This window comes from Pseudomonas sp. NPDC089547 (genome assembly GCF_050280665.1).
Classification (GTDB): Bacteria; Pseudomonadota; Gammaproteobacteria; order Pseudomonadales; family Pseudomonadaceae; genus Aquipseudomonas.
This window is the reverse complement of the sequence record NZ_JBNNVS010000038.1, coordinates 1-21,474: the sequence shown is the minus strand read 5'-3', so window position 1 is coordinate 21,474 and position 21,474 is coordinate 1. Positions and strand designations below refer to the sequence as shown.

Genomic DNA, 21,474 nt, shown 5'->3' with positions numbered 1-21,474 from the left:
TGCTCTACTCTGAGGTACCCGCCTCCCTCTCCTTGAAGGAAATGCAATGACCCGTCTCCGTGTCCTTTGTGCCGCCGTTGCCCTGGTTTGCGCCAGCGGCCAGGTACTCGCTGCCACCGCCAGCCATAACGCTGCTGCCGAGAAATTCCTGACCCTGGCCAACGCCGACAAGCTGGGCACCCCGGTGTACATGCAAGTGCAGCAGATGTTCGCCCAGCGCTTCGCCCAGACCAAGGCGCCGGCCGCCAAGCAGCCAGTGCTGGAAAGCTACCAGGCCAAGGCTAACGCCGCGCTGGACAACGCCATCGGCTGGAACAAGCTGAAGCCGAAGATGGTCGACCTCTACACCCAGACCTTCACCGAGCAGGAACTGAAAGACCTGGTCAAGTTCTACGAGTCGCCGCTGGGCAAGAAAGTACTGCGTGAAATGCCCAAGGTCACCCAGCAGTCGGCCCAGCTGACCCAGCAGAGCCTGGAGCCAGCAGTACCGGTGGTGAACAAGCTGCTGGAAGACATGACCAAGGAGCTGGACCCGAACGCTGGCAAGGCCGCTGCCCCAGCCAAGAAGTGAGCACCCCGCGATGACCATGCAACAGCGCATTGAACAACAGCTGGCCGCCCTGGCGCCGCAACACCTGCAAGTGCTCAACGAAAGCCACATGCACAGTCGTGGTCAGGAGACCCACTACAAGGCAGTGATCGTCTGCGAGCAGTTTGCCGGGTTGAACAGCGTCAAGCGCCATCAGAAGGTATACGCCACCATGGGCGAGCTGATGGGCGAAATTCACGCCCTGGCCATCCACACCTACACCGCCGAAGAGTGGGCCAAGGTCGGTGTTGCACCGGCCTCGCCGGTGTGCGCGGGCGGCGGGCACTGAAACCTTTCTGTCGTTCTGGTAGAATCCTGCAAAATCCGGGGGCCGCTTTGCGGCCCTTTCGCGACACAAGGCCGCTCCTACAGTGGATCGCACCCGCCATCGGGTTGTGCATTCTCCTGTAGGAGCGGCCTTGTGTCGCGAAAGGGGCGCAAAGCGCCCCCATGCTTTTTCTACACCTGTCAAACCCGGTCCGCCCCTTACGAGGGCAACCACCTGGAGAACCTGCTTCATGTCCCAAGCCATCGTCGTCGCGGCGCTGTACAAATTCGTTACCCTTGAAGACTACGTCGAGCTGCGCGAGCCGCTGCTCAAGGCCATGCTCGACAACAACGTCAAAGGCACCCTGTTGCTGGCCAATGAGGGCATCAACGGCACCGTGTCGGCCACCCGCGAAGGCATCGATGGCCTGCTGGCCTGGCTGCGCAACGACCCGCGCCTGGTCGATGTCGACCATAAAGAGTCGTACTGCGACGAACAACCGTTCTACCGCACCAAGGTCAAGCTCAAGAAAGAGATCGTCACCCTCGGCGTGCCGGGCGTGGACCCGAACCAGGCGGTCGGCACCTACGTCGAACCCAAGGACTGGAACGCCCTGATCAGTGACCCGGAAGTGCTGCTGATCGACACCCGCAACGATTACGAAGTGGCCATCGGCACCTTCAAGGGCGCCATCGACCCCAAGACCGAAACCTTCCGCGAGTTCCCGGACTACATCAAGGCCAACTTCGACCCCAGCAAGCACAAGAAGGTCGCCATGTTCTGTACCGGCGGCATCCGTTGCGAAAAAGCTTCCAGCTACATGCTCGGTGAAGGCTTTGATGCGGTCTATCATCTTAAGGGCGGCATCCTGAAATACTTCGAGGAAGTACCTCAGGAAGAGAGCCTGTGGGACGGCGACTGCTTCGTCTTCGACAACCGCGTCACGGTGCGCCATGACCTGAGCGAAGGCGAGTACGACCAGTGCCACGCCTGCCGCCACCCGATCAATGCAGAGGAGCGCGCGTCCGAGCACTATTCGCCAGGTGTCAGCTGCCCGCATTGCTGGGACACCCTGAGCGAAAAGACCCGGCGCAGCGCCATCGACCGGCAGAAGCAGATCGAGCTGGCCAAGGCCCGCAACCTGCCGCACCCGATCGGTTACAACTACAAAGCCGAGGCCTGATGCATGTCTGCACGCCTGATCTATGTGATGGACCCGATGTGCTCCTGGTGCTGGGGTTTCGCGCCAGTGGCGGCGGCCCTGATCGCCCAGGCGCGTGAAGCGGGCATTGCCACCCGGCTGGTGGTGGGTGGCTTGCGCACCGGTGGCAGCGCCCTGGACAGCTCTACCCGCAAGTACATCCTCGAACACTGGCAGGCGGTGGCCGAGGCTACCGGCCAGCCGTTCCGCTTCGAGGGCGCCATGCCCGACGGTTTTGTCTACGACACCGAGCCGGCCTGCCGTGCCTTGGTCACCGCCCGCGAGCTGGATGCCGAGCGTGTCTGGCCGCTGCTGGCGTTGATCCAGCGTTCGTTCTACGAGCAGGGCGTGGATGTGACCACCGCGCCACAGTTGGTCGAGCTGGCGGAGCAGGCAGGCTTCGACCGCGCCGTGTTCGCCGAAACCTTCGCCCGTGCCGATACACGCGCTGCCACCGCAGCCGATTTCAGCTGGGCCCAGGACCTGGGTATTGCCGGTTTCCCGACCCTTCTGGCCGAGCGCAATGGCCAACTGGCCTTGCTGACCAACGGCTACCAGGCGCTGGAGCGCCTGCAACCCTTGCTCGGCCGCTGGCTGCAGCAGGCCGCCTGTGCTTGATGTGCCTGGGTCACCCGACCCGGTGCCGGGCAAACCTCACACTGCGGGCGATCGACTGAGCTGGGCGGAAATCCGTCGCCTGGCCATGCATCACAAGAAGAACCTCTGGTCCGCCAATTTCATCGCCGTACTGGCAGCCTGTTGCAGCGTGCCGATTCCGCTGCTGCTGCCGCTGCTGGTGGATGAAGTGTTGCTGGGCCATGGCGATGCCGCGCTCAAGTGGATGAACCACCTGTTGCCGTCCGGTTGGCAGGTAGCGGCCGGGTACATCGGGCTGATGCTGGCACTTACCCTGTGCCTGCGCCTGGCTGCACTGGCGTTCAACGTGGTGCAGGCCAAGCTGTTCGCCGGCCTGGCCAAGGACATCGTCTATCGCTTGCGCATCCGTCTGATCGAGCGGCTCAAGCGCATTTCGCTGAAGGAGTACGAGAGCCTGGGCAGTGGCACGGTGACCACCCACCTGGTCACCGACCTGGACACCCTCGACAAGTTCGTTGGCGAAACGCTCAGCCGCTTCCTGGTGGCCATGCTGACGTTGACTGGCACTGCGGCAATCCTTATCTGGATGCACTGGCAGCTGGCCTTGCTGATCTTGCTGTTCAACCCGCTGGTGATCTACTTCACCGTGCAGCTCGGCAAGCGCGTCAAACACCTGAAAAAGCTTGAGAACGACAGCACTGCACGCTTTACCCAGGCGCTGACGGAAACCCTCGATGCCATCCAGGAAATCCGCGCCAGCAACCGCCAGGGCTACTTCCTGGGGCGCCTGGGCCTGCGTGCCCGCGAAGTGCGCGACTACGCCGTGGACTCGCAGTGGAAAAGCGATGCCAGTGGCCGTGCCAGTGGCTTGCTGTTCCAGTTTGGTATCGACATATTCCGCGCGGCAGCCATGCTTACCGTGCTGTTCTCCGACCTGTCGATCGGCCAGATGCTGGCAGTGTTCAGCTACCTGTGGTTCATGATCGGCCCGGTGGAGCAGTTGCTCAACCTGCAATATGCCTACTACGCCGCCGGTGGTGCGCTGAGCCGCCTCAACGAGCTGCTGGCGCGTGCCGACGAGCCACAGTACCCGGCCGCCTGCGACCCGTTCGCGGGGCGCGAGACGGTGGGTATCGACGTGCGCGACCTGCGCTTTGCCTATGCCGACGAGCCGGTGTTGGACAACCTCGGCTTGTCCATCGCGCCGGGCGAAAAGGTGGCGATAGTCGGCGCCAGTGGTGGTGGCAAGAGCACCTTGGTGCAACTGTTGCTGGGCCTGTACAGCGCCCAGGCCGGGACTATCCGCTTTGGGGGCGCCAGCCTGCAGGAAATCGGCCTGGAAACCCTGCGCGAGAATGTTGCGGTGGTATTGCAGCACCCGTCGCTGTTCAATGATACCGTGCGCGCCAACCTGGCCATGGGCCGCGATTGCAGCGATGACGCCTGCTGGCAGGCGCTGCGCATCGCCCAGCTGGATGCCACCATCGCTGCCTTGCCGCAGGGCCTGGACAGTGTGGTGGGGCGCTCCGGCGTGCGCTTGTCCGGCGGCCAGCGCCAGCGCCTGGCCATTGCCCGCATGGTGCTGGCCGAGCCCAAGGTAGTGATCCTTGACGAGGCCACCTCGGCCCTGGATGCGGCTACCGAGTACAACCTGCACCAGGCCTTGGCGCGCTTCCTCAGCGGCCGTACCACACTGATCATTGCCCACCGCCTGTCGGCGGTGAAACAGGCCGACCGGGTGCTGGTGTTCGATGGCGGGCATGTGGCCGAAGATGGCGACCACCAGCAGCTGATTGCCGAAGGTGGGTTGTATGCCAAGCTTTATGGGCACCTGCAGCAGAGCTGAATGTCTGGTTGCCTTTACCGGCTTCTTCGCGGGTAAACCCGCTCCCACAGGTACAGCACAGGCCTCAAGTGCTGTGATATCACTGTGGGAGCGGGTTCACCCGCGAAGAGGGCGGCGCAGGCTGTACAAATCCCCCGACTCCTTGTCATAAAAATCCCCTCCACAGCGATGGCAAATGGCCTACGCTGTGCTTGTCTGGGTTGATTTGCGCCTTATCTGCTCTGTGACAGGGAATCCATGAAGGGACATCGCACTCTAGAAGCGCCCAAGCTGCTTGGCATCACCTGGCCCTTCATCGCCGTTGTGGTCTTCCAGGTGGCGCTGGGTAGCCTCAGCCTGTATACGCTGTCGGCCGTGCGCGCCTATGTGGCGGGCGAAAGCCTGTGGTCCAAGGCGCAGAAAGACGCCATCTATTACCTCAACCTGTACGCCGAAACCCGCGACGACAGCACCTACCAGCGCTATCGCCAGGCTATTACCGTGCCCCAGGGCGACCACCAGTTGCGCGAGGTGCTGGACCAGCCCAACCCTGACCTGGATGCCGCGCGCCAGGCGGTGCTGCAAGGCGGCAACCACCCCGATGATGTCACGCGGATCATCTGGTTCTATCGCAACTTCCGCAATGTCAGCTACATGCAGACAGCCATTGACTACTGGGACATCGGCGACGATTACCTGGCCAAGCTGGATGTGCTGGCCGGCGAGATGCGCCAACGCTTTGCCAGTGGCCCCGTCGACGCCCAGACGTTAAGCGCCTGGAAGGCCCGTATCGTTACCATCAACGAGGGTGTTACCCCCGCCGCCAAGGCCTTCAGCGATGCCTTGGGTGAAGGCTCGCGCATGCTGCTGCGGGTGCTGATGATTACCAACCTGCTGACGGCGATGTTCCTCATTACCATCGCCTGGCGCCGCTCCAGCAAGCTGCTGGCCCAGCGTCAGGCCTTTGCCAGTGCCTTGCAGGAGGAAAAGGAGCGGGCGCAGATCACCTTGCAGGCCATTGGCGATGCGGTGATTACCACCGATGTGGACGGCTGCATCGGCTACATGAACCCGGCCGCCGAGCAATTGACCCACTGGCAGTCTGGCCAGGCCCAGGGCTTGCCGCTGTCGGCGCTGTTCAGCCTGGTGGACGAGCAGGCCGAGGAAGACGGCGGCAGCCTGGTAGAGCAGGTGCTCAGCGGCAGCCTCAAGGGGGGCGCCGAGCATGCCCGGCTGATCCAGCGCCTGGATGGCAGCACGGTGTCGATCAACCTGGTGGGCTCGCCGATCCTCAATGACGGCCAGGTCAGCGGCATCGTGCTGGTGCTGCACGACATGACCCAGGAACGCCAGTACATCGCCAACCTGTCCTGGCAAGCTACCCACGACGCTTTGACCGGCCTGGCCAACCGCCGCGAGTTCGAATACCGCCTGGAGCAGGCGCTGAACGGCCTGGCGCGTCAGGCCGGCCGGCATTCGCTGATGTTCCTTGACCTTGACCAGTTCAAACTGGTCAACGATACCTCTGGGCATGCCGCGGGTGACGAACTGCTGCGGCACATCTGCGCCGTGCTGCAATCGGGCCTGCGCGAAGGTGACACCCTGGCGCGGCTGGGTGGCGACGAGTTCGGCGTGCTGCTGGAAAACTGCCCGCCCGACCAGGCCGAGCGCATTGCCGAGCAATTGCGCCAGATGGTGCAAAGCCTGCACTTCGTGTGGAAGGGGCGACCCTTCGTCACCACCGTGAGCGTTGGCCTGGTGCACATGGCACAGGCCCCCGGCACCCTCGAAACCTCGCTGCGTGCTGCCGACATGGCCTGCTACATGGCCAAGGAAAAGGGGCGCAACCGCGTGCAGGTGTACCACGCCGACGACAGCGAACTGTCCATGCGCTTTGGTGAGATGGCCTGGATCCAGCGCTTGCACGTGGCCCTGGAAGAAAACCGCTTCTGCCTGTACGCCCAGGAAATTGCCCCGCTGAAAACCTTTGAAGGCCCGGGGCATATTGAAATCCTGCTGCGCCTGCACGACGAAAACGGCCGCACCATCCTGCCCAGCAGCTTCATTCCGGCGGCCGAACGCTACGGCCTGATGACCGCGCTGGACCGCTGGGTGGTGCGCAATGTGTTCCAGGTCATCCGCCAGTGCCTGGACGAACAGCGCGAAGGGCCGCTGTCGATCTGTGCGATCAACTTGTCAGGGTCGAGCATCGGCGATGACAACTTCCTCGAATACCTGCAGCGGCTGTTTGTCGAATACGCCATCCCGCCACGGATGATCTGTTTCGAGATTACCGAAACCAGCGCCATCGCCAACCTGGGCAGCGCCATCCGCTTCATCAACGAGTTGAAGGGGCTGGGTTGCCGCTTCTCGCTCGATGATTTCTGCGCCGGCATGTCTTCGTTCGCCTACCTCAAGCATTTGCCCGTGGATTTCCTGAAAATCGACGGCAGTTTCGTCAAGGATATGCTCGACGACCCGGTCAACCGGGCCATGGTCGAGGTCATCAACCACATCGGCCATGTCATGGGGAAACGCACCATCGCCGAGTTTGTCGAAACACCCTTGATCGAGCAGGCCCTACAGGAGATAGGCGTGGATTACGCCCAGGGCTACCTGATCGAACGCCCCCAGGTGTTCACCTGTGACAGTCTGCAGCGCCAACGGATCGCCGCCCGGCCTCTGTTGCAGCGGGCACCTGGCACGTTTCGCTAGCTAGAAATCACAAGGATCAAGGAGCTGAAAAGTGATTGATGCATTCGTTCGTATCGGGCCTTTGATGGACCCCGCCAGCTACCCCCAATGGGCCCAGCAACTGATTGAAGATTGCCGTGAAAGCAAGCGCCGGGTGGTCGAGCATGAGTTCTACGCGCGCCTGCGCGACGGGCAGTTGAAGCAGTCGACCATCCGTCAGTACCTGATTGGTGGCTGGCCGGTAGTGGAGCAGTTTTCGCTGTACATGGCCCACAACCTGACCAAGACCCGTTATGGCCGCCATCAGGGCGAAGACATGGCGCGGCGCTGGCTGATGCGCAATATTCGTGTGGAACTCAACCATGCCGACTATTGGGTGAACTGGTGCCAGGCGCACGGGGTGCACCTGCACGAATTGCAGGCGCAGGAAGTGCCGCCCGAGCTGAACGGCCTGAACGACTGGTGCTGGCGGGTGTGTGCCACCGAGAACCTGGCGATTTCCATGGCCGCGACCAACTACGCCATCGAAGGCGCGACCGGCGAATGGTCGGCGGTGGTGTGCTCGACCGACACCTATGCACAGGGCTTCCCTGAGGAAGGGCGCAAGCGGGCGATGAAGTGGCTGAAGATGCATGCCCAGTATGATGATGCGCATCCGTGGGAGGCGTTGGAAATCATCTGTACCCTGGCCGGCGAGAACCCGACGCTGGGGCTGCGTACAGAGTTACGCAGGGCGATTTGCAAGAGTTATGACTGCATGTTCCTGTTTTTGGAGCGCTGCATGCAGTTGGAGGGGCGCCAGCAAGGCCGTTTGCGCCCGGCGTTGGCGGCGGGGTAGGCCCCCGGGGGACGCTGCGCGCCCATCGCGACACAAGGCCGCTCCTACAGGAGATCGCGTGCTCTTGTAGGAGCGGCCTTGCGTCGCGATGGGCTGCACAGCAGCCCCGACAATCTCAAGCCTTACTGAGCGTTGAACGCCTGCCCGTTCACCCCGGTGCTGTCCGGCCCCATCAGGTACAGGTACACCGGCATGATTTCTTCAGGCAGCGGGTTGTTCTGCGGGTTCTCGCTGGGGTACGCCTGGGCGCGCATTGCCGTGCGCGTTGCCCCCGGGTTGATACTGTTGGAGCGCACCGGCGCCACGCCTTCCAGCTCGTCGGCCAAGGTCTGCATCAGGCCCTCGGTGGCAAACTTCGAAACGCCATAAGCGCCCCAGTATGCACGGCCTTTGCGCCCGACACTGCTGCTGGTGAACACCACCGAAGCGTCTTCAGATAGCTTCAGCAGTGGCAGCAGGGTGCTGGTGAGCATGAAGGTGGCATCGACGTTGATGTGCATCACACGCATGAAGTTGTCGCCTGACAACTGCTCCAGGGGTGTGCGCGGGCCAATGATCGAGGCATTGTTCAGCAGGCCGTCCAGGCGGCCGAACTGGTCCTCGATCATCACCGCCAGTTCGTCGTACTGGTGGGGCAGGGCGGTTTCCAGGTTGAACGGGATGACCACCGGCTGCGGGTGCCCCGCAGCTTCGATCTGGTCGTAGACCTCGTTCAGGTTGGCCTCGGTCTTGCCCAGCAGCAGCACGGTAGCGCCGAGCGCGGCATAAGCCTTGGCAGCGGCGGCACCGATGCCGCGGCCGGCACCGGTAATCAGGATGACCCGGCCTTGCAGCAGGTCGGGGCGGGCGGTGTATTCGAACATCAGATTTTTCCCTTGTTCATTGGGCAACGCCGAAGCTTGTGGGAGCGGGCATGCCCGCGAACACCGGCAAAGCCGGTGCCATCCACCGCAGTGCCTGCTTCGCGGGCATGCCCGCTCCCACAGGGTCCGTCGTCAGCCGTTGCAACTCAGCAGCCGCACAGCGCGCTGTCGATCACCTTGCGCAGTTCCAGCGGGTGGTCCACCACCACGTCGGCACCCCAGTTGTTGGGGTTGTCCTCTGGATGAATATAGCCGTAGCGCACGGCCGCCGTGCGGGTGCCGGCGTCGCGGCCAGATTCGATGTCGCGCAGGTCGTCGCCGACGAACAGCACGGTGGCCGGGTCCAGGTCCAGGGTTTTGCAGGCCAGGATCAGCGGCTCGGGGTCGGGTTTGCTGTTTTTCACGTGGTCCGGGCAGATCAGCAGCGCCGAACGCTCGGCCAGGCCCAACTGCTGCATGATCGGCTCGGCGAAGCGCACCGGCTTATTGGTGACTACGCCCCACAGCAGGTTGCCTTTCTCGATATCGCTCAGCAACTCGGCCATGCCATCGAACAGCTTGCTGTGTACCGCGCAGTCGCGTTGGTAGCGTTCAAGGAACTCCAGGCGCAAGGGCTCGAAGCCCTCGGCTTGCGGGTCCATGGCGAACGTGGCCGCAACCATGGCCCGGGCACCGCCGGAAATCACATCGCGGATCAGTTTGTCATCGACGGGCGGCAGGCCGCGCTCGGCGAGCATGGCCTGGCAGATGGCGATGAAGTCCGGCGCCGTGTCGAGCAAGGTGCCGTCCATGTCGAAGAGTACTGCTCGCAAACGCATGCTTATTCCTCGCGCAGGGTCTGGATCATGTAGTTGACGTCGACGTCGCTGTTAAGCTTGTAGTGCTTGGTCAGCGGGTTGTAGGTGAGGCCGATGATGTCCTTCACCTGCAGGCCGGCATCGCGGCTCCAGGCGCCCAGTTCGGAGGGGCGGATGAACTTCTTGAAGTCATGGGTGCCGCGCGGCAGCATCTTCAGGATGTATTCGGCGCCGACGATGGCCAGCAGGTAGGCCTTCGGGTTGCGGTTGATGGTGGAGAAGAACACCTGGCCGCCCGGCTTGACCATGCGGTAGCAGGCGCGAATCACCGAAGACGGGTCGGGCACGTGCTCGAGCATTTCCAGGCAGGTGACCACGTCGAACTGTTCAGGCATTTCCTCGGCCAGCGCTTCGGCAGTGATCTGCCGGTATTCCACTTGCACGCCGGACTCCAGCTGGTGCAGTTGGGCCACCGCCAGGGGCGCTTCGCCCATGTCGATGCCGGTGACCGTGGCACCGCGCAGGGCCATGGCTTCGCTGAGGATGCCGCCGCCGCAGCCTACGTCCAGCACTTTCTTGCCGGCCAGGCTGGCGCGTTCGTCGATCCAGTTGACGCGCAGCGGGTTGATTTCGTGCAGCGGCTTGAACTCGCTTTCGCGGTCCCACCAGCGGTGGGCCAGCGCTTCGAACTTGGCGATTTCGGCGCGGTCGACGTTGCTCATTGAACAGTCCTCTGAAACTTCGCAAAATTGCGCCGGAGTATACCCGAGCGCTTGGCCCCGAGGGTCGCTATAATCGCCGGTTTTTGACATGCGAACGACGGGGAGAGGCGATGCGCGAGCGACTTTTGGCGGCGGAGAAGGTGACCGGGATCCGCTGGCAGGGCGGCATCTTGCACCTGCTCGACCAGCGCCTGCTGCCGTCGGAAGAACGCTGGCTGGCCTGCGACAATGTTGCGCAGGTGGCGGCGGCAATCCGCGACATGGCGGTGCGCGGCGCTTCGGCCATCGGTATTGCTGCGGCCTATGGCCTGGTGCTGGCCCTGGAAGAGCGGCTGGCCGAAGGTGGCGACTGGGAGCTGGACCTGGAAGAAGACTTCCTTAGCCTGGCCGAGGCGCGCCCCACGGCCGCCAACCTGTTCTGGGCGCTGAACTGCATGCGTGAGCGCCTGCAAAGGCTGCGCCCGGATGAAGATGTGCTGGCAGCGCTGGAGGCCGAAGCAGTGGCCATCCACGAAAGCGACCGTGAAGCCAACCTGACCATGGCCCAGCAAGGCATCGAGCTGATCCGCCGCCACCAGGGCAATGCCCAGACCCTGCTTACCTACGGCAATGCCGGCGCCCTTGCCAGTGGCGGCTTTGGCACCGCGCTGGGGGTGATTCGTGCCGGCTACCTGGACGGCATGGTCGAACGGGTGTATGCCGGCGAGACCCGCCCCTGGCTGCAAGGCTCGCGGCTGACTGCCTGGGAACTGGCCGACGAAGGCATCCCGGTAACCCTGTGCGCCGACTCGGCGTTGGCCCACCTGATGAAGACCAAGGGCATCACCTGGGTAGTGGTGGGTGCCGACTGCATTGCGGCCAACGGCGACATGGCCAGCAAGATCGGCACCTATCAGCTGGCGGTCAGCGCCATGCACCACGGTGTGCGTTTCATGGTGGTGGCGCCGAGCACCAGCATCGACCTGAACCTGGCCACTGGCGAGGATATCCCGCTGGAAGAGCGTGATGCCGACGAACTGCTGGACATAGCGGGTACCCGGGTGGCGCCGGATGTCGAGGTGTTCAACCCTGTATTCGACGTGACCCCGGCCGACCTGATCGATGTGATCGTGACCGAGCGCGGCGTGGTGGAACGGCCGGATGCCGCCAAACTGGCGCAGTTGATGTGCCGCAAGCGGTTGCACTGATAGTTGTATTGCCTGTGCCGGCCTCTTCGCGGGCATGCCCGCTCCCACAGGGATAGCACAAGGCCCTGTGGGAGCGGGCGTGCCCGCGAAGAAGCCAGTGAAAACTCCAGGATTGAAACCCGCTTCTGGCCGCCTGCCACATCTCCCCACCGCCCCCGCCTTTGTGGTAACATCCGGCAGTTTCCAAGACCGCCCATCACGGCGGCCTTCATTGCGCAGATCCATGGCACAACTCATTGATTTGTCGTAAGTCGTCGCACCCTTATGCGCTGCGGCGGCGAGCTTCGTTCGGCCCTTGATGGAGCTGCGAAGTTTCACCAGAAAAAGGAATCAGGCTTCTCATGGGCGAACTGGCCAAAGAAATCCTCCCGGTCAATATCGAAGACGAACTGAGACAGTCTTACCTCGACTACGCGATGAGCGTGATTGTCGGGCGAGCGCTGCCCGATGCGCGTGACGGCTTGAAGCCCGTGCATCGTCGCGTTCTCTATGCGATGAGCGAACTGGGCAACGACTGGAACAAGCCGTACAAGAAATCCGCCCGTGTGGTCGGTGACGTGATCGGTAAGTACCACCCGCACGGCGACACTGCGGTCTACGACACCATCGTGCGTATGGCCCAGCCGTTCTCGCTGCGTTACCTGCTGGTCGACGGCCAGGGCAACTTCGGTTCGGTGGACGGCGACAACGCCGCAGCCATGCGATACACCGAAGTGCGCATGACCAAGCTGGCTCACGAGCTGCTGGCCGACCTGCACAAGGAAACCGTCGACTGGGTGCCCAACTACGACGGCACCGAGCAGATCCCGGCGGTCATGCCGACCCGTATTCCCAACCTGCTGGTCAACGGTTCCAGCGGCATCGCTGTGGGCATGGCGACCAACATCCCGCCACACAACCTCGGTGAAGTCATCGACGGTTGCCTGGCGCTTATCGACAACCCGGAAGTCACCATCGATGAGCTGATGCAGTTCATCCCCGGGCCAGACTTCCCGACTGCCGGTATCATCAACGGTCGCCAGGGCATCATCGAGGCCTATCGTACCGGTCGTGGCCGCATCTACATGCGTGCCCGTTCCGAAGTCGAAGACATCGACAAGGTCGGCGGCCGCCAGCAGATCGTCGTGACCGAGCTGCCGTACCAGCTGAACAAGGCGCGCCTGATCGAAAAGATCGCCGAGCTGGTAAAAGAGAAGAAGATCGAAGGCATCACCGAGTTGCGCGACGAGTCCGACAAGGACGGTATGCGAATCGTCATCGAGCTGCGCCGCGGCGAGGTGCCGGAGGTGGTGCTCAACAACCTCTACCAGCAAACCCAGCTGCAGAGCGTATTCGGCATCAACGTGGTGGCCCTGATCGACGGCCGTCCACGCCTGCTCAACCTCAAGGACCTGCTTGAAGCGTTCGTCCGTCACCGCCGTGAAGTGGTGACCCGCCGTACCGTGTTCGAGCTGCGCAAGGCCCGCGAGCGTGGCCACATCCTTGAAGGCCAGGCGGTTGCGCTGTCCAACATCGACCCGGTCATCGCCCTGATCAAGGCCTCGCCGACCCCGTCCGAAGCCAAGGAAGCCCTGGTTTCCACGCCGTGGGAATCCAGTGCCGTGCAGGTCATGGTCGAGCGCGCAGGCGCCGATTCCTGCCGCCCTGAAGACCTGCCGGAGCAGTATGGCCTGCACGATGGCAAGTACTTCCTGTCGCCGGAACAGGCCCAGGCCATTCTTGACCTGCGCCTGCACCGCCTGACCGGCCTGGAGCACGAGAAGCTGCTGGCCGAGTACCAGGAAATCCTCGAGCAGATCGGCGAGCTGATCCGCATCCTCAGCAGCGCCGAGCGCCTGATGGAAGTGATCCGCGAAGAACTGGAAGCCATCCGCGCCGAATACGGCGATGCCCGTCGTACCGAAATCCTCAACGCCAGCCACGACCTCAACTACGGCGACATGATCCCGGAGGAGGAGCGCGTGGTCACCATCTCCCACGGTGGTTATGCCAAGACCCAGCCATTGTCGGCCTACCAGGCTCAGCGCCGTGGCGGTAAAGGCAAGTCGGCTACCGGCGTGAAGGACGAGGACTACATCGAGCACCTGTTGGTCGCCAACAGCCACGCCACCCTTTTGCTGTTCTCCAGCAAGGGCAAGGTGTACTGGAAGAAGACCTACGAAATCCCTGAAGCGTCCCGCGCTGCCCGTGGTCGCCCGTTGGTCAACCTGCTGCCGCTGGAGGAGGGTGAGCGCATCACCGCCATGCTGCAGATCGACCTCGAAGCGCTGCAGCAGAACGCCGACCTGGACGAAGAGCTGGAAGACGCTGAAGACACCGTGCTCGAGGGTGAGCTGGTAGAGCCCGAGGAAGTCGACGAAGAAGACGGCGACACGCCGGAGTGGGTCGCAGAGCCGACCGGCGCGTACATCTTCATGGCCACCGCTTCGGGTACCGTCAAGAAGACCCCGCTGGTGCAGTTTGCCCGTCCGCGCTCCAACGGCCTGATCGCCCTGAAGCTTAAAGAAGGTGACACCCTGATTGCTGCGGCCATTACCGACGGCGCCAAGGAAGTCATGATGTTCTCCGATGCCGGCAAGGTCATCCGCTTCGCCGAAAGCGTAGTGCGTGAAATGGGCCGTACTGCCCGTGGTGTGCGCGGCATGAAGCTGGGTAAAGGTCAGCAGATCATTTCCATGCTGATCCCGGAGTCCGGTTCGCAGATCCTTACCGCTTCCGAGCGTGGCTTCGGCAAGCGCACCCCGCTGTCCAAGTTCCCGCGTCGCGGCCGTGGTGGCCAGGGCGTTATCGCCATGGGTACCAAAGGGCGCAACGGCTTGCTGATTGGTGCCATCCAGGTACAGGAAGGCGAGGAGATCATGCTGATCTCCGACCAGGGCACGCTGGTGCGCACGCGGGTTGGTGAAGTTTCCAGCCTGAGCCGGAACACCCAGGGTGTTACGCTGATCAAGCTGGCGGCTGACGAGACACTGGTGGGCCTGGAGCGTATCCAGGAGCCGTCCGAGGACGAACTCGATGATGTGATCGAGACGGGCGAGGAGGGCGTCGAGGCCGAAGCGCCAGACAATGATGAGGCTGCGGGTGCCGAAGAGGCGCCGCAGGAGTAAGCAAGTGTAAAACCCGAACGGGGCGACCAAGGTCGCCCCGTTTGACTGATTGCAGCAGGCGAAGCCCGGCCTAGTGCGGGCGAGCTTTTTGTAGGAGCGGCCTTGTGTCGCGAAAGGGGCGCGAAGCGGCCCCAGGGTTTCAGCGTCAACAGATGAATTGCTGGGGCCGCTTTGCGGCCCTTTCGCGACACAAGGCCGCTCCTACAAAGAGCAGTGCGCGGCCTGCAAGAAATGAATTAGTACCATTTGGCAGAGCGAGAGTGGATGTGAGCAAACGAGCCTTTAACTTCTGCGCAGGCCCTGCCGCGCTTCCTGACGCTGTGTTGCAGCGCGCCCAGGCCGAGATGCTGGACTGGAACGGCAAGGGCTTGTCGGTGATGGAAATGAGCCATCGCAGCGACGACTACGTGGCCATCGCCGAAAAGGCCGAGCAGGACCTGCGTGACCTGCTGTCCGTCCCCTCCAATTACAAGGTGCTGTTCCTGCAGGGCGGCGCCAGCCAGCAGTTCGCCGAAATCCCGCTGAACCTGCTGCCGGAAAACGGCACTGCCGACTACATCGAAACCGGCATCTGGTCGAAAAAGGCCATCGAGGAAGCGCGCCGCTTCGGCAACATCAACGTTGCTGCCAGCGCCAAGCCCTACGACTACCTGGCCATCCCGGGCCAGAACGAGTGGAGCCTGACCAAAAACGCCGCCTACGTGCACTATGCGTCCAACGAAACCATCGGCGGCCTGCAGTTTGACTGGGTGCCAGAAACCGGTGACGTGCCGCTGGTGGTCGACATGTCGTCCGACATCCTCTCGCGCCCTATCGATGTGTCGCAGTTCGGCCTGATCTACGCTGGCGCGCAGAAAAACATCGGCCCTAGCGGCCTGGTAGTGGTGATCGTGCGTGAAGACCTGCTGGGCCATGCCCGCAGCAGCTGCCCGACCATGCTCGACTACAAGGTTTCGGCTGACAACGGTTCGATGTACAACACCCCGGCCACGTATTCCTGGTACCTCTCGGGCCTGGTCTTCGAGTGGCTGAAAGAGCAGGGTGGCGTCGATGCCATGGAGCAGCGCAACCGCGCCAAGAAAGAACGCCTGTACGGCTTTATCGACAACAGCGATTTCTACACCAACCCGATCAGCGTCAACGCCCGTTCGTGGATGAACGTGCCGTTCCGCCTGGCTGACGAGCGCCTGGACAAGGCCTTCCTCGCCGGTGCCGATGCCCGCGGCCTGCTCAACCTGAAGGGCCACCGTTCGGTGGGCGGCATGCGTGCCTCCATCTACAACGCCCTGGGCCTGGAAGCAGTTGAAGCGCTGGTTGGCTACATGGCTGAATTCGAGAAGGAGCACGGCTGATGTCCGAACAGGAGCTCAAGGCGCTGCGCGTACGCATCGACAGCCTCGACGAGAAAATCCTCGAGCTGATCAGCGACCGCGCCCGTTGCGCCGAAGAAGTAGCCCGGGTCAAGACGGCCTCGCTGAAAGAAGGCGAAAAACCGGTGTTCTACCGCCCCGAGCGTGAAGCCGCGGTGCTCAAGCGCGTGATGGAGCGCAACAAGGGCCCGCTGGGCAACGAAGAGATGGCGCGGCTGTTCCGCGAAATCATGTCTTCGTGCCTGGCCCTCGAAGAGCCGCTGAAAATCGCCTACCTCGGCCCTGAAGGTACCTTCACCCAGGCTGCGGCCATGAAGCACTTCGGCCATGCGGTGATCAGCCGGCCGATGGCGGCCATCGACGAAGTGTTCCGCGAAGTGGCGGCCGGCGCCGTCAATTTCGGCGTGGTGCCGGTGGAAAACTCCACCGAAGGCGCAGTCAGCCACACCCTGGACAGCTTCCTTGAGCACGACATGGTTATTTGCGGCGAAGTCGAGCTGCGCATCCACCATCACCTGCTGGTAGGCGAGAACACCAAGACCGACAGCATTACCCGCATCTACTCCCACGCCCAGTCGCTGGCCCAGTGCCGCAAATGGCTGGACGCGCACTACCCGAACGTAGAGCGCGTGGCGGTATCGAGCAATGCCGAGGCGGCCAAGCGCGTCAAGGGCGAGTGGAACTCGGCGGCGATCGCCGGTGACATGGCGGCCAACCTGTATGGTTTGACCCGCCTGGCCGAAAAGATCGAAGACCGCCCGGACAACTCCACGCGCTTTTTGATGATCGGCCAGCAGGAAGTGCCGCCGACCGGCGACGACAAGACCTCGATCATCGTCTCGATGAGCAACAAGCCAGGTGCGCTGCACGAGCTGCTGGTGCCGTTCCACGAGAACGGCATCGACCTGACCCGCATCGAGACTCGCCCGTCGCGCAGTGGCAAGTGGACCTACGTGTTCTTCATCGACTTCGTTGGCCACCACCGCGACCCGTTGATCAAGGCGGTGCTGGAGCAGATCAGCCAGGAGGCTGTGGCGCTGAAGGTGCTGGGCTCGTATCCGAAGGCAGTACTTTGATTTGAGGTTGTTGGGGGGCGCTTCGCGCCCCATCGCGACACAAGGCCGCTCCTACAGGTACCGCGCACCTGTGGAGGGGCAATCTACAGGTTTGCACGGTCCCTGTAGGAGCGGCCTTGTGTCGCGATGGGCTGCAAAGCAGCCCCAATGGCCCTAACAGGCTGTCTAGATTTCTGAACAGGGTTCGCACCAGTGGTAAAAGCAGCAAAAACCAAACCCGCACCAATCATCAATCGCCTGGTCGTGGTCGGCCTCGGCCTGATCGGTGGCTCGTTTGCCAAAGGCCTGCGTGAAAGCGGCCTGTGCCGCGAAGTGGTCGGTGTCGACCTGGATGCACCCTCGCGCAAGCAGGCCGTGGCCCTGGGCGTGGTCGACCGCTGTGAAGAAGACCTCGCCGCCGCCTGCGTGGGCGCCGATGTCATCCAGCTGGCCGTACCGATCCTGGCCATGGAAAAGGTCCTGGCGCGCCTGGCTCGGCTCGACCTCGGCAACGCCATTATCACCGACGTCGGCAGTGCCAAGGGCAATGTCGTCCGTGAGGCACGTTCGGTCTTTGGTCAGCGCCTGCCGCGCTTCGTCCCCGGCCACCCCATCGCCGGCTCCGAGCAGAGCGGGGTAGAGGCCTCCAACGCCACCCTGTTCCGCCGCCACAAGGTCATTCTCACGCCGCTGGCCGAAACCGACCCGGCCGCGCTGGCCCTGGTCGACCGCCTGTGGCGCGCGCTGGATGCCGATGTGGAGCACATGTCGGTCGAGCGCCACGACGAAGTGCTGGCCGCCACCAGCCATTTGCCGCACCTGCTGGCCTTTGGCTTGGTCGACTCGCTGGCCAAGCGCAATGAAAACCTCGAGATCTTCCGGTACGCTGCGGGAGGCTTCCGCGATTTCACAAGAATCGCCGGCAGCGACCCGACCATGTGGCATGACATCTTCCTCGCCAACCGCGACGCTGTCCTGCGCACACTCGATACATATCGCAGCGATCTCGACGCCTTGCGCGACGCGATCGCTGAAGGGGACGGGCACCAGCTGCTGGGTGTATTCACCCGCGCACGGGTTGCCCGCGAGCATTTCAGTAAAATCCTGGCCCGCCGGGCCTATGTGGACGCTATGAACGCCAACGATCTGATTTTCCTGGCCCAACCGGGTGGCCGCCTGAACGGGCGGATCCGTGTACCGGGCGACAAGTCGATTTCCCACCGCTCGATCATGCTCGGCTCGCTGGCCGAAGGCACCACCGAAGTCGAAGGCTTCCTCGAAGGTGAAGACGCGCTGGCGACCCTGCAGGCATTCCGCGACATGGGTGTGGTCATCGAAGGCCCCAACCACGGTCGCGTGACCATTCACGGCGTTGGCCTGCATGGCCTCAAGCCGCCGCCCGGGCCGCTGTACGTGGGCAACTCCGGCACCTCGATGCGCCTGCTGTCGGGCCTGCTGGCCGGCCAGCCGTTCGACGTGACCATGACCGGTGACGCCTCGCTGTCCAAGCGCCCGATGAATCGTGTGGCCAACCCGCTGCGCGAAATGGGTGCGGTGGTCGAGACCGGCCCCGAAGGCCGCCCGCCGCTGACCATTCGCGGTGGCCACAAACTCAAGGGCCTGACCTACACGCTGCCAATGGCCAGCGCTCAGGTCAAATCCTGCCTGCTGCTGGCCGGCCTGTACGCCGAAGGCAAGACCACTGTCACCGAGCCGGCACCGACCCGCGACCATACCGAGCGCATGCTGCGCGGTTTCGGCTATTCGGTCGAGAGCAATGGCCCGGTGGCTTCGTTGCAGTCTGGCGGCAAGCTGACCGCCACCCGCATCGAAGTGCCAGCCGACATTTCCTCGGCGGCATTCTTCCTGGTAGCGGCTTCCATCGCCGAAGGCTCCGAGCTGGTGCTGGAACACGTCGGCATCAACCCGACCCGTACCGGTGTCATCGACATCCTGCGTCTGATGGGCGGCGACATTACCCTGGAAAACCAGCGTGAAGTCGGCGGCGAGCCGGTGGCCGACCTGCGTGTTCGCGGTGCGAAGCTGAAAGGTATCGACATCCCGGAAGAGCTGGTGCCGCTGGCCATCGACGAATTCCCGGTGCTGTTCGTGGCCGCCGCCTGCGCCGAAGGGCGTACCGTGCTGCGTGGCGCCGAAGAGCTGCGGGTGAAGGAGTCCGACCGTATCCAGGTGATGGCCGACGGCCTGATCACCCTGGGCATCAAGTGCGAACCGACCCCGGACGGCATCATCATCGACGGCGGTCAGCTGGGCGGTGGCGAAGTGCATGGCCACGGTGACCACCGTATCGCCATGGCCTTCAGTGTGGCCTCGCTGCGCGCCAGCGCGCCTATCCGCATCCACGACTGCGCCAACGTCGCCACCTCGTTCCCCAACTTCCTGGCGTTGTGCGCCGAAGTCGGTATCCGCGTGGCGGAAGAGGGCAAGTCGTGAATTCGCAGGCGCCAGTCATCACCATCGACGGGCCAAGCGGCTCGGGCAAAGGCACGGTCGCCGGCCTGCTGGCCCGCGAGCTGGGCTGGAAGCTGCTGGACTCCGGCGCGCTGTACCGCTTGCTGGCGTTCAACGCCAGCAACCACGGCGTCGACCTGACCAACGAAGAGCTGCTGACCAAGCTTGCCGCCCATCTGGATGTGCAGTTCATTGCTGCCGAGCCCGGTAAGCTGCAACAGATCATCCTTGAGGGTGAGGACGTCAGCAACGTCATCCGCACCGAAACCGTCGGCGCCGGTGCGTCGATGGTAGCCTCGCTGCCGGCCGTGCGTGATGCGCTGCTGGTACGCCAGCGCGAGTTTCGCGAAGCGCCGGGGCTGATTGCCGACGGCCGCGACATGGGCACCGTGGTGTTCCCCGACGCGCCGTTGAAAGTCTTCCTCACCGCCAGTGCGGAGGAGCGTGCACGTCGCCGCTACCTGCAGTTGAAGGGCAAGGGTGAAGATGTTAGTCTGTCGAGTCTGCTGGATGAGATTCGTGCGCGTGATGAACGCGATACCCAACGTGCAGTGGCCCCGCTGAAACCAGCGGCCGATGCCATTCAGTTGGACTCTACCGAGTTGTCCATCGAGCAGGTGTTGCAACGTATCAGGAGCGAGATCGCCCAGCGCGACCTTCTCTGATAGCCAGGAGAGCAGGCAGGTTCACCAGTCAACGTCTTGCCGGCTTTCCTTTACTTAAAACAGACCCACATTGTCTGGAATGTGGCGAGGGGCGTTTGTTTCGCCCGAATCTACAGGAATTAAAATGAGCGAAAGCTTTGCAGAACTCTTTGAAGAAAGCCTGAAAACCCTCAATCTTCAGCCGGGTGCCATCATCACCGGTATCGTTGTCGACATCGACGGCGACTGGGTTACCGTACACGCTGGCCTGAAGTCCGAGGGTGTCATCCCGCTCGAGCAGTTCTACAACGAAGCTGGCGAACTGACCATCAAGGTCGGTGACGAAGTTCACGTTGCGCTGGACGCGGTAGAAGACGGCTTTGGCGAAACCAAACTGTCCCGTGAAAAAGCCAAGCGCGCCGAGTGCTGGATTGTTCTGGAAGCAGCTTTCGCCGCCGAAGAAGTGGTCAAGGGCGTTATCAACGGTAAGGTTAAAGGCGGCTTCACTGTCGACGTTAACGGCATCCGTGCGTTCCTGCCGGGCTCCCTGGTTGATGTCCGCCCAGTGCGCGACACCACCCACCTCGAAGGCAAAGAGCTGGAATTCAAGGTCATCAAGCTGGACCAGAAGCGCAACAACGTTGTTGTTTCGCGTCGCAGCGTGCTGGAAGCCGAGAACTCCGCCGAGCGCGAAGCCCTGCTGGAAACCCTGCAGGAAGGCCAGCAAGTCAAAGGTATCGTCAAGAACCTCACCGACTACGGCGCATTCGTGGACCTGGGCGGTATCGACGGCCTGCTGCACATCACCGACATGGCCTGGAAGCGCATCAAGCACCCATCGGAAATCGTTAACGTTGGCGACGAAGTCGACGTACGCGTTCTGAAGTTCGACCGCGAGCGCAACCGCGTTTCGCTGGGTCTGAAGCAAATGGGCGAAGATCCGTGGGTAGCTATCACTGCCCGTTACCCAGAAGGTACTCGCGTACAAGCTCGCGTTACCAACCTGACCGACTACGGCTGCTTCGCTGAGCTGGAAGAAGGCGTTGAAGGTCTGGTACACGTTTCCGAAATGGACTGGACCAACAAGAACATCCACCCGTCGAAAGTCGTTCAGGTTGGCGACGAAGTGGAAGTCATGGTTCTGGACAATTACGAAGAGCGTCGTCGTATCTCACAGGGCAACAAGCATAGAAAGACAAACCCATGGGAAGACTTAAGATCGGAAGATAGTCGAGTAGGGAAAGA

At 62.7% G+C, this 21,474-nt stretch carries 17 protein-coding genes; 14 read left to right on the top strand and 3 right to left on the bottom strand.

All coding sequences use genetic code 11. The features are described from left to right. Nucleotides 1-46 precede the first annotated feature (46 nt). The 7 genes from ACQKPZ_RS21525 (at nucleotide 47) to ACQKPZ_RS21495 (ending at nucleotide 8,012) form a co-directional block, all read left to right on the top strand. Nucleotides 47-571: a DUF2059 domain-containing protein gene (locus ACQKPZ_RS21525; protein WP_003252642.1), complete on the top strand. Its 525-nt coding sequence runs from the start codon at nucleotides 47-49 to the stop codon at nucleotides 569-571. 10 nt (nucleotides 572-581) lie between these two features. After that, entirely contained in the window at nucleotides 582-878 is a 297-nt protein-coding gene (locus ACQKPZ_RS21520) for a BolA family protein (protein ID WP_400742072.1), read from the top strand. Nucleotides 879-1,107: 229 nt separating this feature from the next. Then, entirely contained in the window at nucleotides 1,108-2,040 is a 933-nt protein-coding gene (locus ACQKPZ_RS21515; protein WP_427541958.1) for a rhodanese-related sulfurtransferase, read from the top strand. Between the two features lie 3 nt (nucleotides 2,041-2,043). After that, complete coding sequence (locus ACQKPZ_RS21510) at nucleotides 2,044-2,676, top strand: DsbA family protein (RefSeq protein WP_391124997.1); 633 nt, start codon at nucleotides 2,044-2,046, stop codon at nucleotides 2,674-2,676. 85 nt (nucleotides 2,677-2,761) lie between these two features. After that, on the top strand, nucleotides 2,762-4,501 hold the full coding sequence (locus ACQKPZ_RS21505; RefSeq protein ID WP_427542026.1) for an ABC transporter ATP-binding protein: 1,740 nt from the start codon (nucleotides 2,762-2,764) through the stop codon (nucleotides 4,499-4,501). 237 nt (nucleotides 4,502-4,738) lie between these two features. Beyond that, nucleotides 4,739-7,195 (top strand): EAL domain-containing protein, encoded by a 2,457-nt coding sequence (locus ACQKPZ_RS21500; protein WP_427541955.1) that lies wholly within the window; start codon nucleotides 4,739-4,741, stop codon nucleotides 7,193-7,195. A 31-nt stretch (nucleotides 7,196-7,226) separates the two neighbouring features. Further along, nucleotides 7,227-8,012 (top strand): TenA family transcriptional regulator, encoded by a 786-nt coding sequence (locus ACQKPZ_RS21495; RefSeq protein ID WP_403203020.1) that lies wholly within the window; start codon nucleotides 7,227-7,229, stop codon nucleotides 8,010-8,012. Nucleotides 8,013-8,134: 122 nt separating this feature from the next. On the opposite strand, the gene ACQKPZ_RS21490 is transcribed toward ACQKPZ_RS21495, so the two are convergent. From ACQKPZ_RS21490 to ubiG, 3 genes are all read right to left on the bottom strand, one after another. Next, the gene (locus tag ACQKPZ_RS21490) at nucleotides 8,135-8,875 is read right to left on the bottom strand and encodes a YciK family oxidoreductase (protein WP_427541952.1); all 741 of its coding nucleotides are present in this window, start codon (nucleotides 8,873-8,875) and stop codon (nucleotides 8,135-8,137) included. A gap of 146 nt (nucleotides 8,876-9,021) precedes the next feature. Further along, on the bottom strand, nucleotides 9,022-9,693 hold the full coding sequence (gene mupP, locus ACQKPZ_RS21485) for an N-acetylmuramic acid 6-phosphate phosphatase MupP (RefSeq protein WP_391125006.1): 672 nt from the start codon (nucleotides 9,691-9,693) through the stop codon (nucleotides 9,022-9,024). 2 nt (nucleotides 9,694-9,695) lie between these two features. Beyond that, nucleotides 9,696-10,394: a bifunctional 2-polyprenyl-6-hydroxyphenol methylase/3-demethylubiquinol 3-O-methyltransferase UbiG gene (gene ubiG / locus ACQKPZ_RS21480; protein WP_012271034.1), complete on the bottom strand. Its 699-nt coding sequence runs from the start codon at nucleotides 10,392-10,394 to the stop codon at nucleotides 9,696-9,698. 110 nt (nucleotides 10,395-10,504) lie between these two features. On the opposite strand from ubiG, the gene mtnA reads away from it, so the two are divergent. The 7 genes from mtnA to ACQKPZ_RS21445 all read left to right on the top strand — a co-directional run. After that, the gene (mtnA, locus tag ACQKPZ_RS21475) at nucleotides 10,505-11,581 is read left to right on the top strand and encodes an S-methyl-5-thioribose-1-phosphate isomerase (RefSeq protein WP_427541949.1); all 1,077 of its coding nucleotides are present in this window, start codon (nucleotides 10,505-10,507) and stop codon (nucleotides 11,579-11,581) included. Nucleotides 11,582-11,922: 341 nt separating this feature from the next. Then, nucleotides 11,923-14,688 carry a DNA gyrase subunit A gene (gyrA, locus tag ACQKPZ_RS21470; protein ID WP_427541946.1) on the top strand — a complete coding sequence of 922 codons (2,766 nt, stop codon included), beginning with the start codon at nucleotides 11,923-11,925 and terminating at the stop codon, nucleotides 14,686-14,688. Nucleotides 14,689-14,954: 266 nt separating this feature from the next. Further along, the gene (gene serC, locus ACQKPZ_RS21465) at nucleotides 14,955-16,040 is read left to right on the top strand and encodes a 3-phosphoserine/phosphohydroxythreonine transaminase (RefSeq protein WP_391125016.1); all 1,086 of its coding nucleotides are present in this window, start codon (nucleotides 14,955-14,957) and stop codon (nucleotides 16,038-16,040) included. Beyond that, nucleotides 16,040-17,134 carry a prephenate dehydratase gene (gene pheA, locus ACQKPZ_RS21460; RefSeq protein WP_403203009.1) on the top strand — a complete coding sequence of 365 codons (1,095 nt, stop codon included), beginning with the start codon at nucleotides 16,040-16,042 and terminating at the stop codon, nucleotides 17,132-17,134. The genes serC and pheA overlap by 1 nt, the downstream gene beginning before the upstream one ends. Before the next feature lie 225 nt (nucleotides 17,135-17,359). Beyond that, nucleotides 17,360-19,567 carry a bifunctional prephenate dehydrogenase/3-phosphoshikimate 1-carboxyvinyltransferase gene (locus ACQKPZ_RS21455; protein WP_427542023.1) on the top strand — a complete coding sequence of 736 codons (2,208 nt, stop codon included), beginning with the start codon at nucleotides 17,360-17,362 and terminating at the stop codon, nucleotides 19,565-19,567. Beyond that, complete coding sequence (gene cmk / locus ACQKPZ_RS21450) at nucleotides 19,564-20,250, top strand: (d)CMP kinase (RefSeq protein WP_403203007.1); 687 nt, start codon at nucleotides 19,564-19,566, stop codon at nucleotides 20,248-20,250. Before ACQKPZ_RS21455 ends, cmk begins: the two co-directional genes overlap by 4 nt. A gap of 124 nt (nucleotides 20,251-20,374) precedes the next feature. Beyond that, nucleotides 20,375-21,474, top strand: a 1,100-nt coding sequence (locus ACQKPZ_RS21445; protein WP_427541943.1) for a 30S ribosomal protein S1, incomplete at its 3' end; no start/stop codon positions are given.

Excerpts from the sequence above, each read along its gene's own strand:
- mupP (WP_391125006.1), bottom strand. The coding sequence starts at position 9,693 with ATGCGTTTGCGAGCAGTACTCTTCGACATGGACGGCACCTTGCTCGAC.
- gyrA (WP_427541946.1), top strand. The coding sequence starts at position 11,923 with ATGGGCGAACTGGCCAAAGAAATCCTCCCGGTCAATATCGAAGACGAA.
- mtnA (WP_427541949.1), top strand. The coding sequence starts at position 10,505 with ATGCGCGAGCGACTTTTGGCGGCGGAGAAGGTGACCGGGATCCGCTGG.
- ACQKPZ_RS21505 (WP_427542026.1), top strand. The coding sequence starts at position 2,762 with ATGCATCACAAGAAGAACCTCTGGTCCGCCAATTTCATCGCCGTACTG.
- ACQKPZ_RS21500 (WP_427541955.1), top strand. The coding sequence starts at position 4,739 with ATGAAGGGACATCGCACTCTAGAAGCGCCCAAGCTGCTTGGCATCACC.
- pheA (WP_403203009.1), top strand. The coding sequence starts at position 16,040 with ATGTCCGAACAGGAGCTCAAGGCGCTGCGCGTACGCATCGACAGCCTC.
- ubiG (WP_012271034.1), bottom strand. The coding sequence starts at position 10,394 with ATGAGCAACGTCGACCGCGCCGAAATCGCCAAGTTCGAAGCGCTGGCC.
- ACQKPZ_RS21525 (WP_003252642.1), top strand. The coding sequence starts at position 47 with ATGACCCGTCTCCGTGTCCTTTGTGCCGCCGTTGCCCTGGTTTGCGCC.
- ACQKPZ_RS21490 (WP_427541952.1), bottom strand. The coding sequence starts at position 8,875 with ATGTTCGAATACACCGCCCGCCCCGACCTGCTGCAAGGCCGGGTCATC.
- ACQKPZ_RS21520 (WP_400742072.1), top strand. The coding sequence starts at position 582 with ATGACCATGCAACAGCGCATTGAACAACAGCTGGCCGCCCTGGCGCCG.
- ACQKPZ_RS21515 (WP_427541958.1), top strand. The coding sequence starts at position 1,108 with ATGTCCCAAGCCATCGTCGTCGCGGCGCTGTACAAATTCGTTACCCTT.
- ACQKPZ_RS21510 (WP_391124997.1), top strand. The coding sequence starts at position 2,044 with ATGTCTGCACGCCTGATCTATGTGATGGACCCGATGTGCTCCTGGTGC.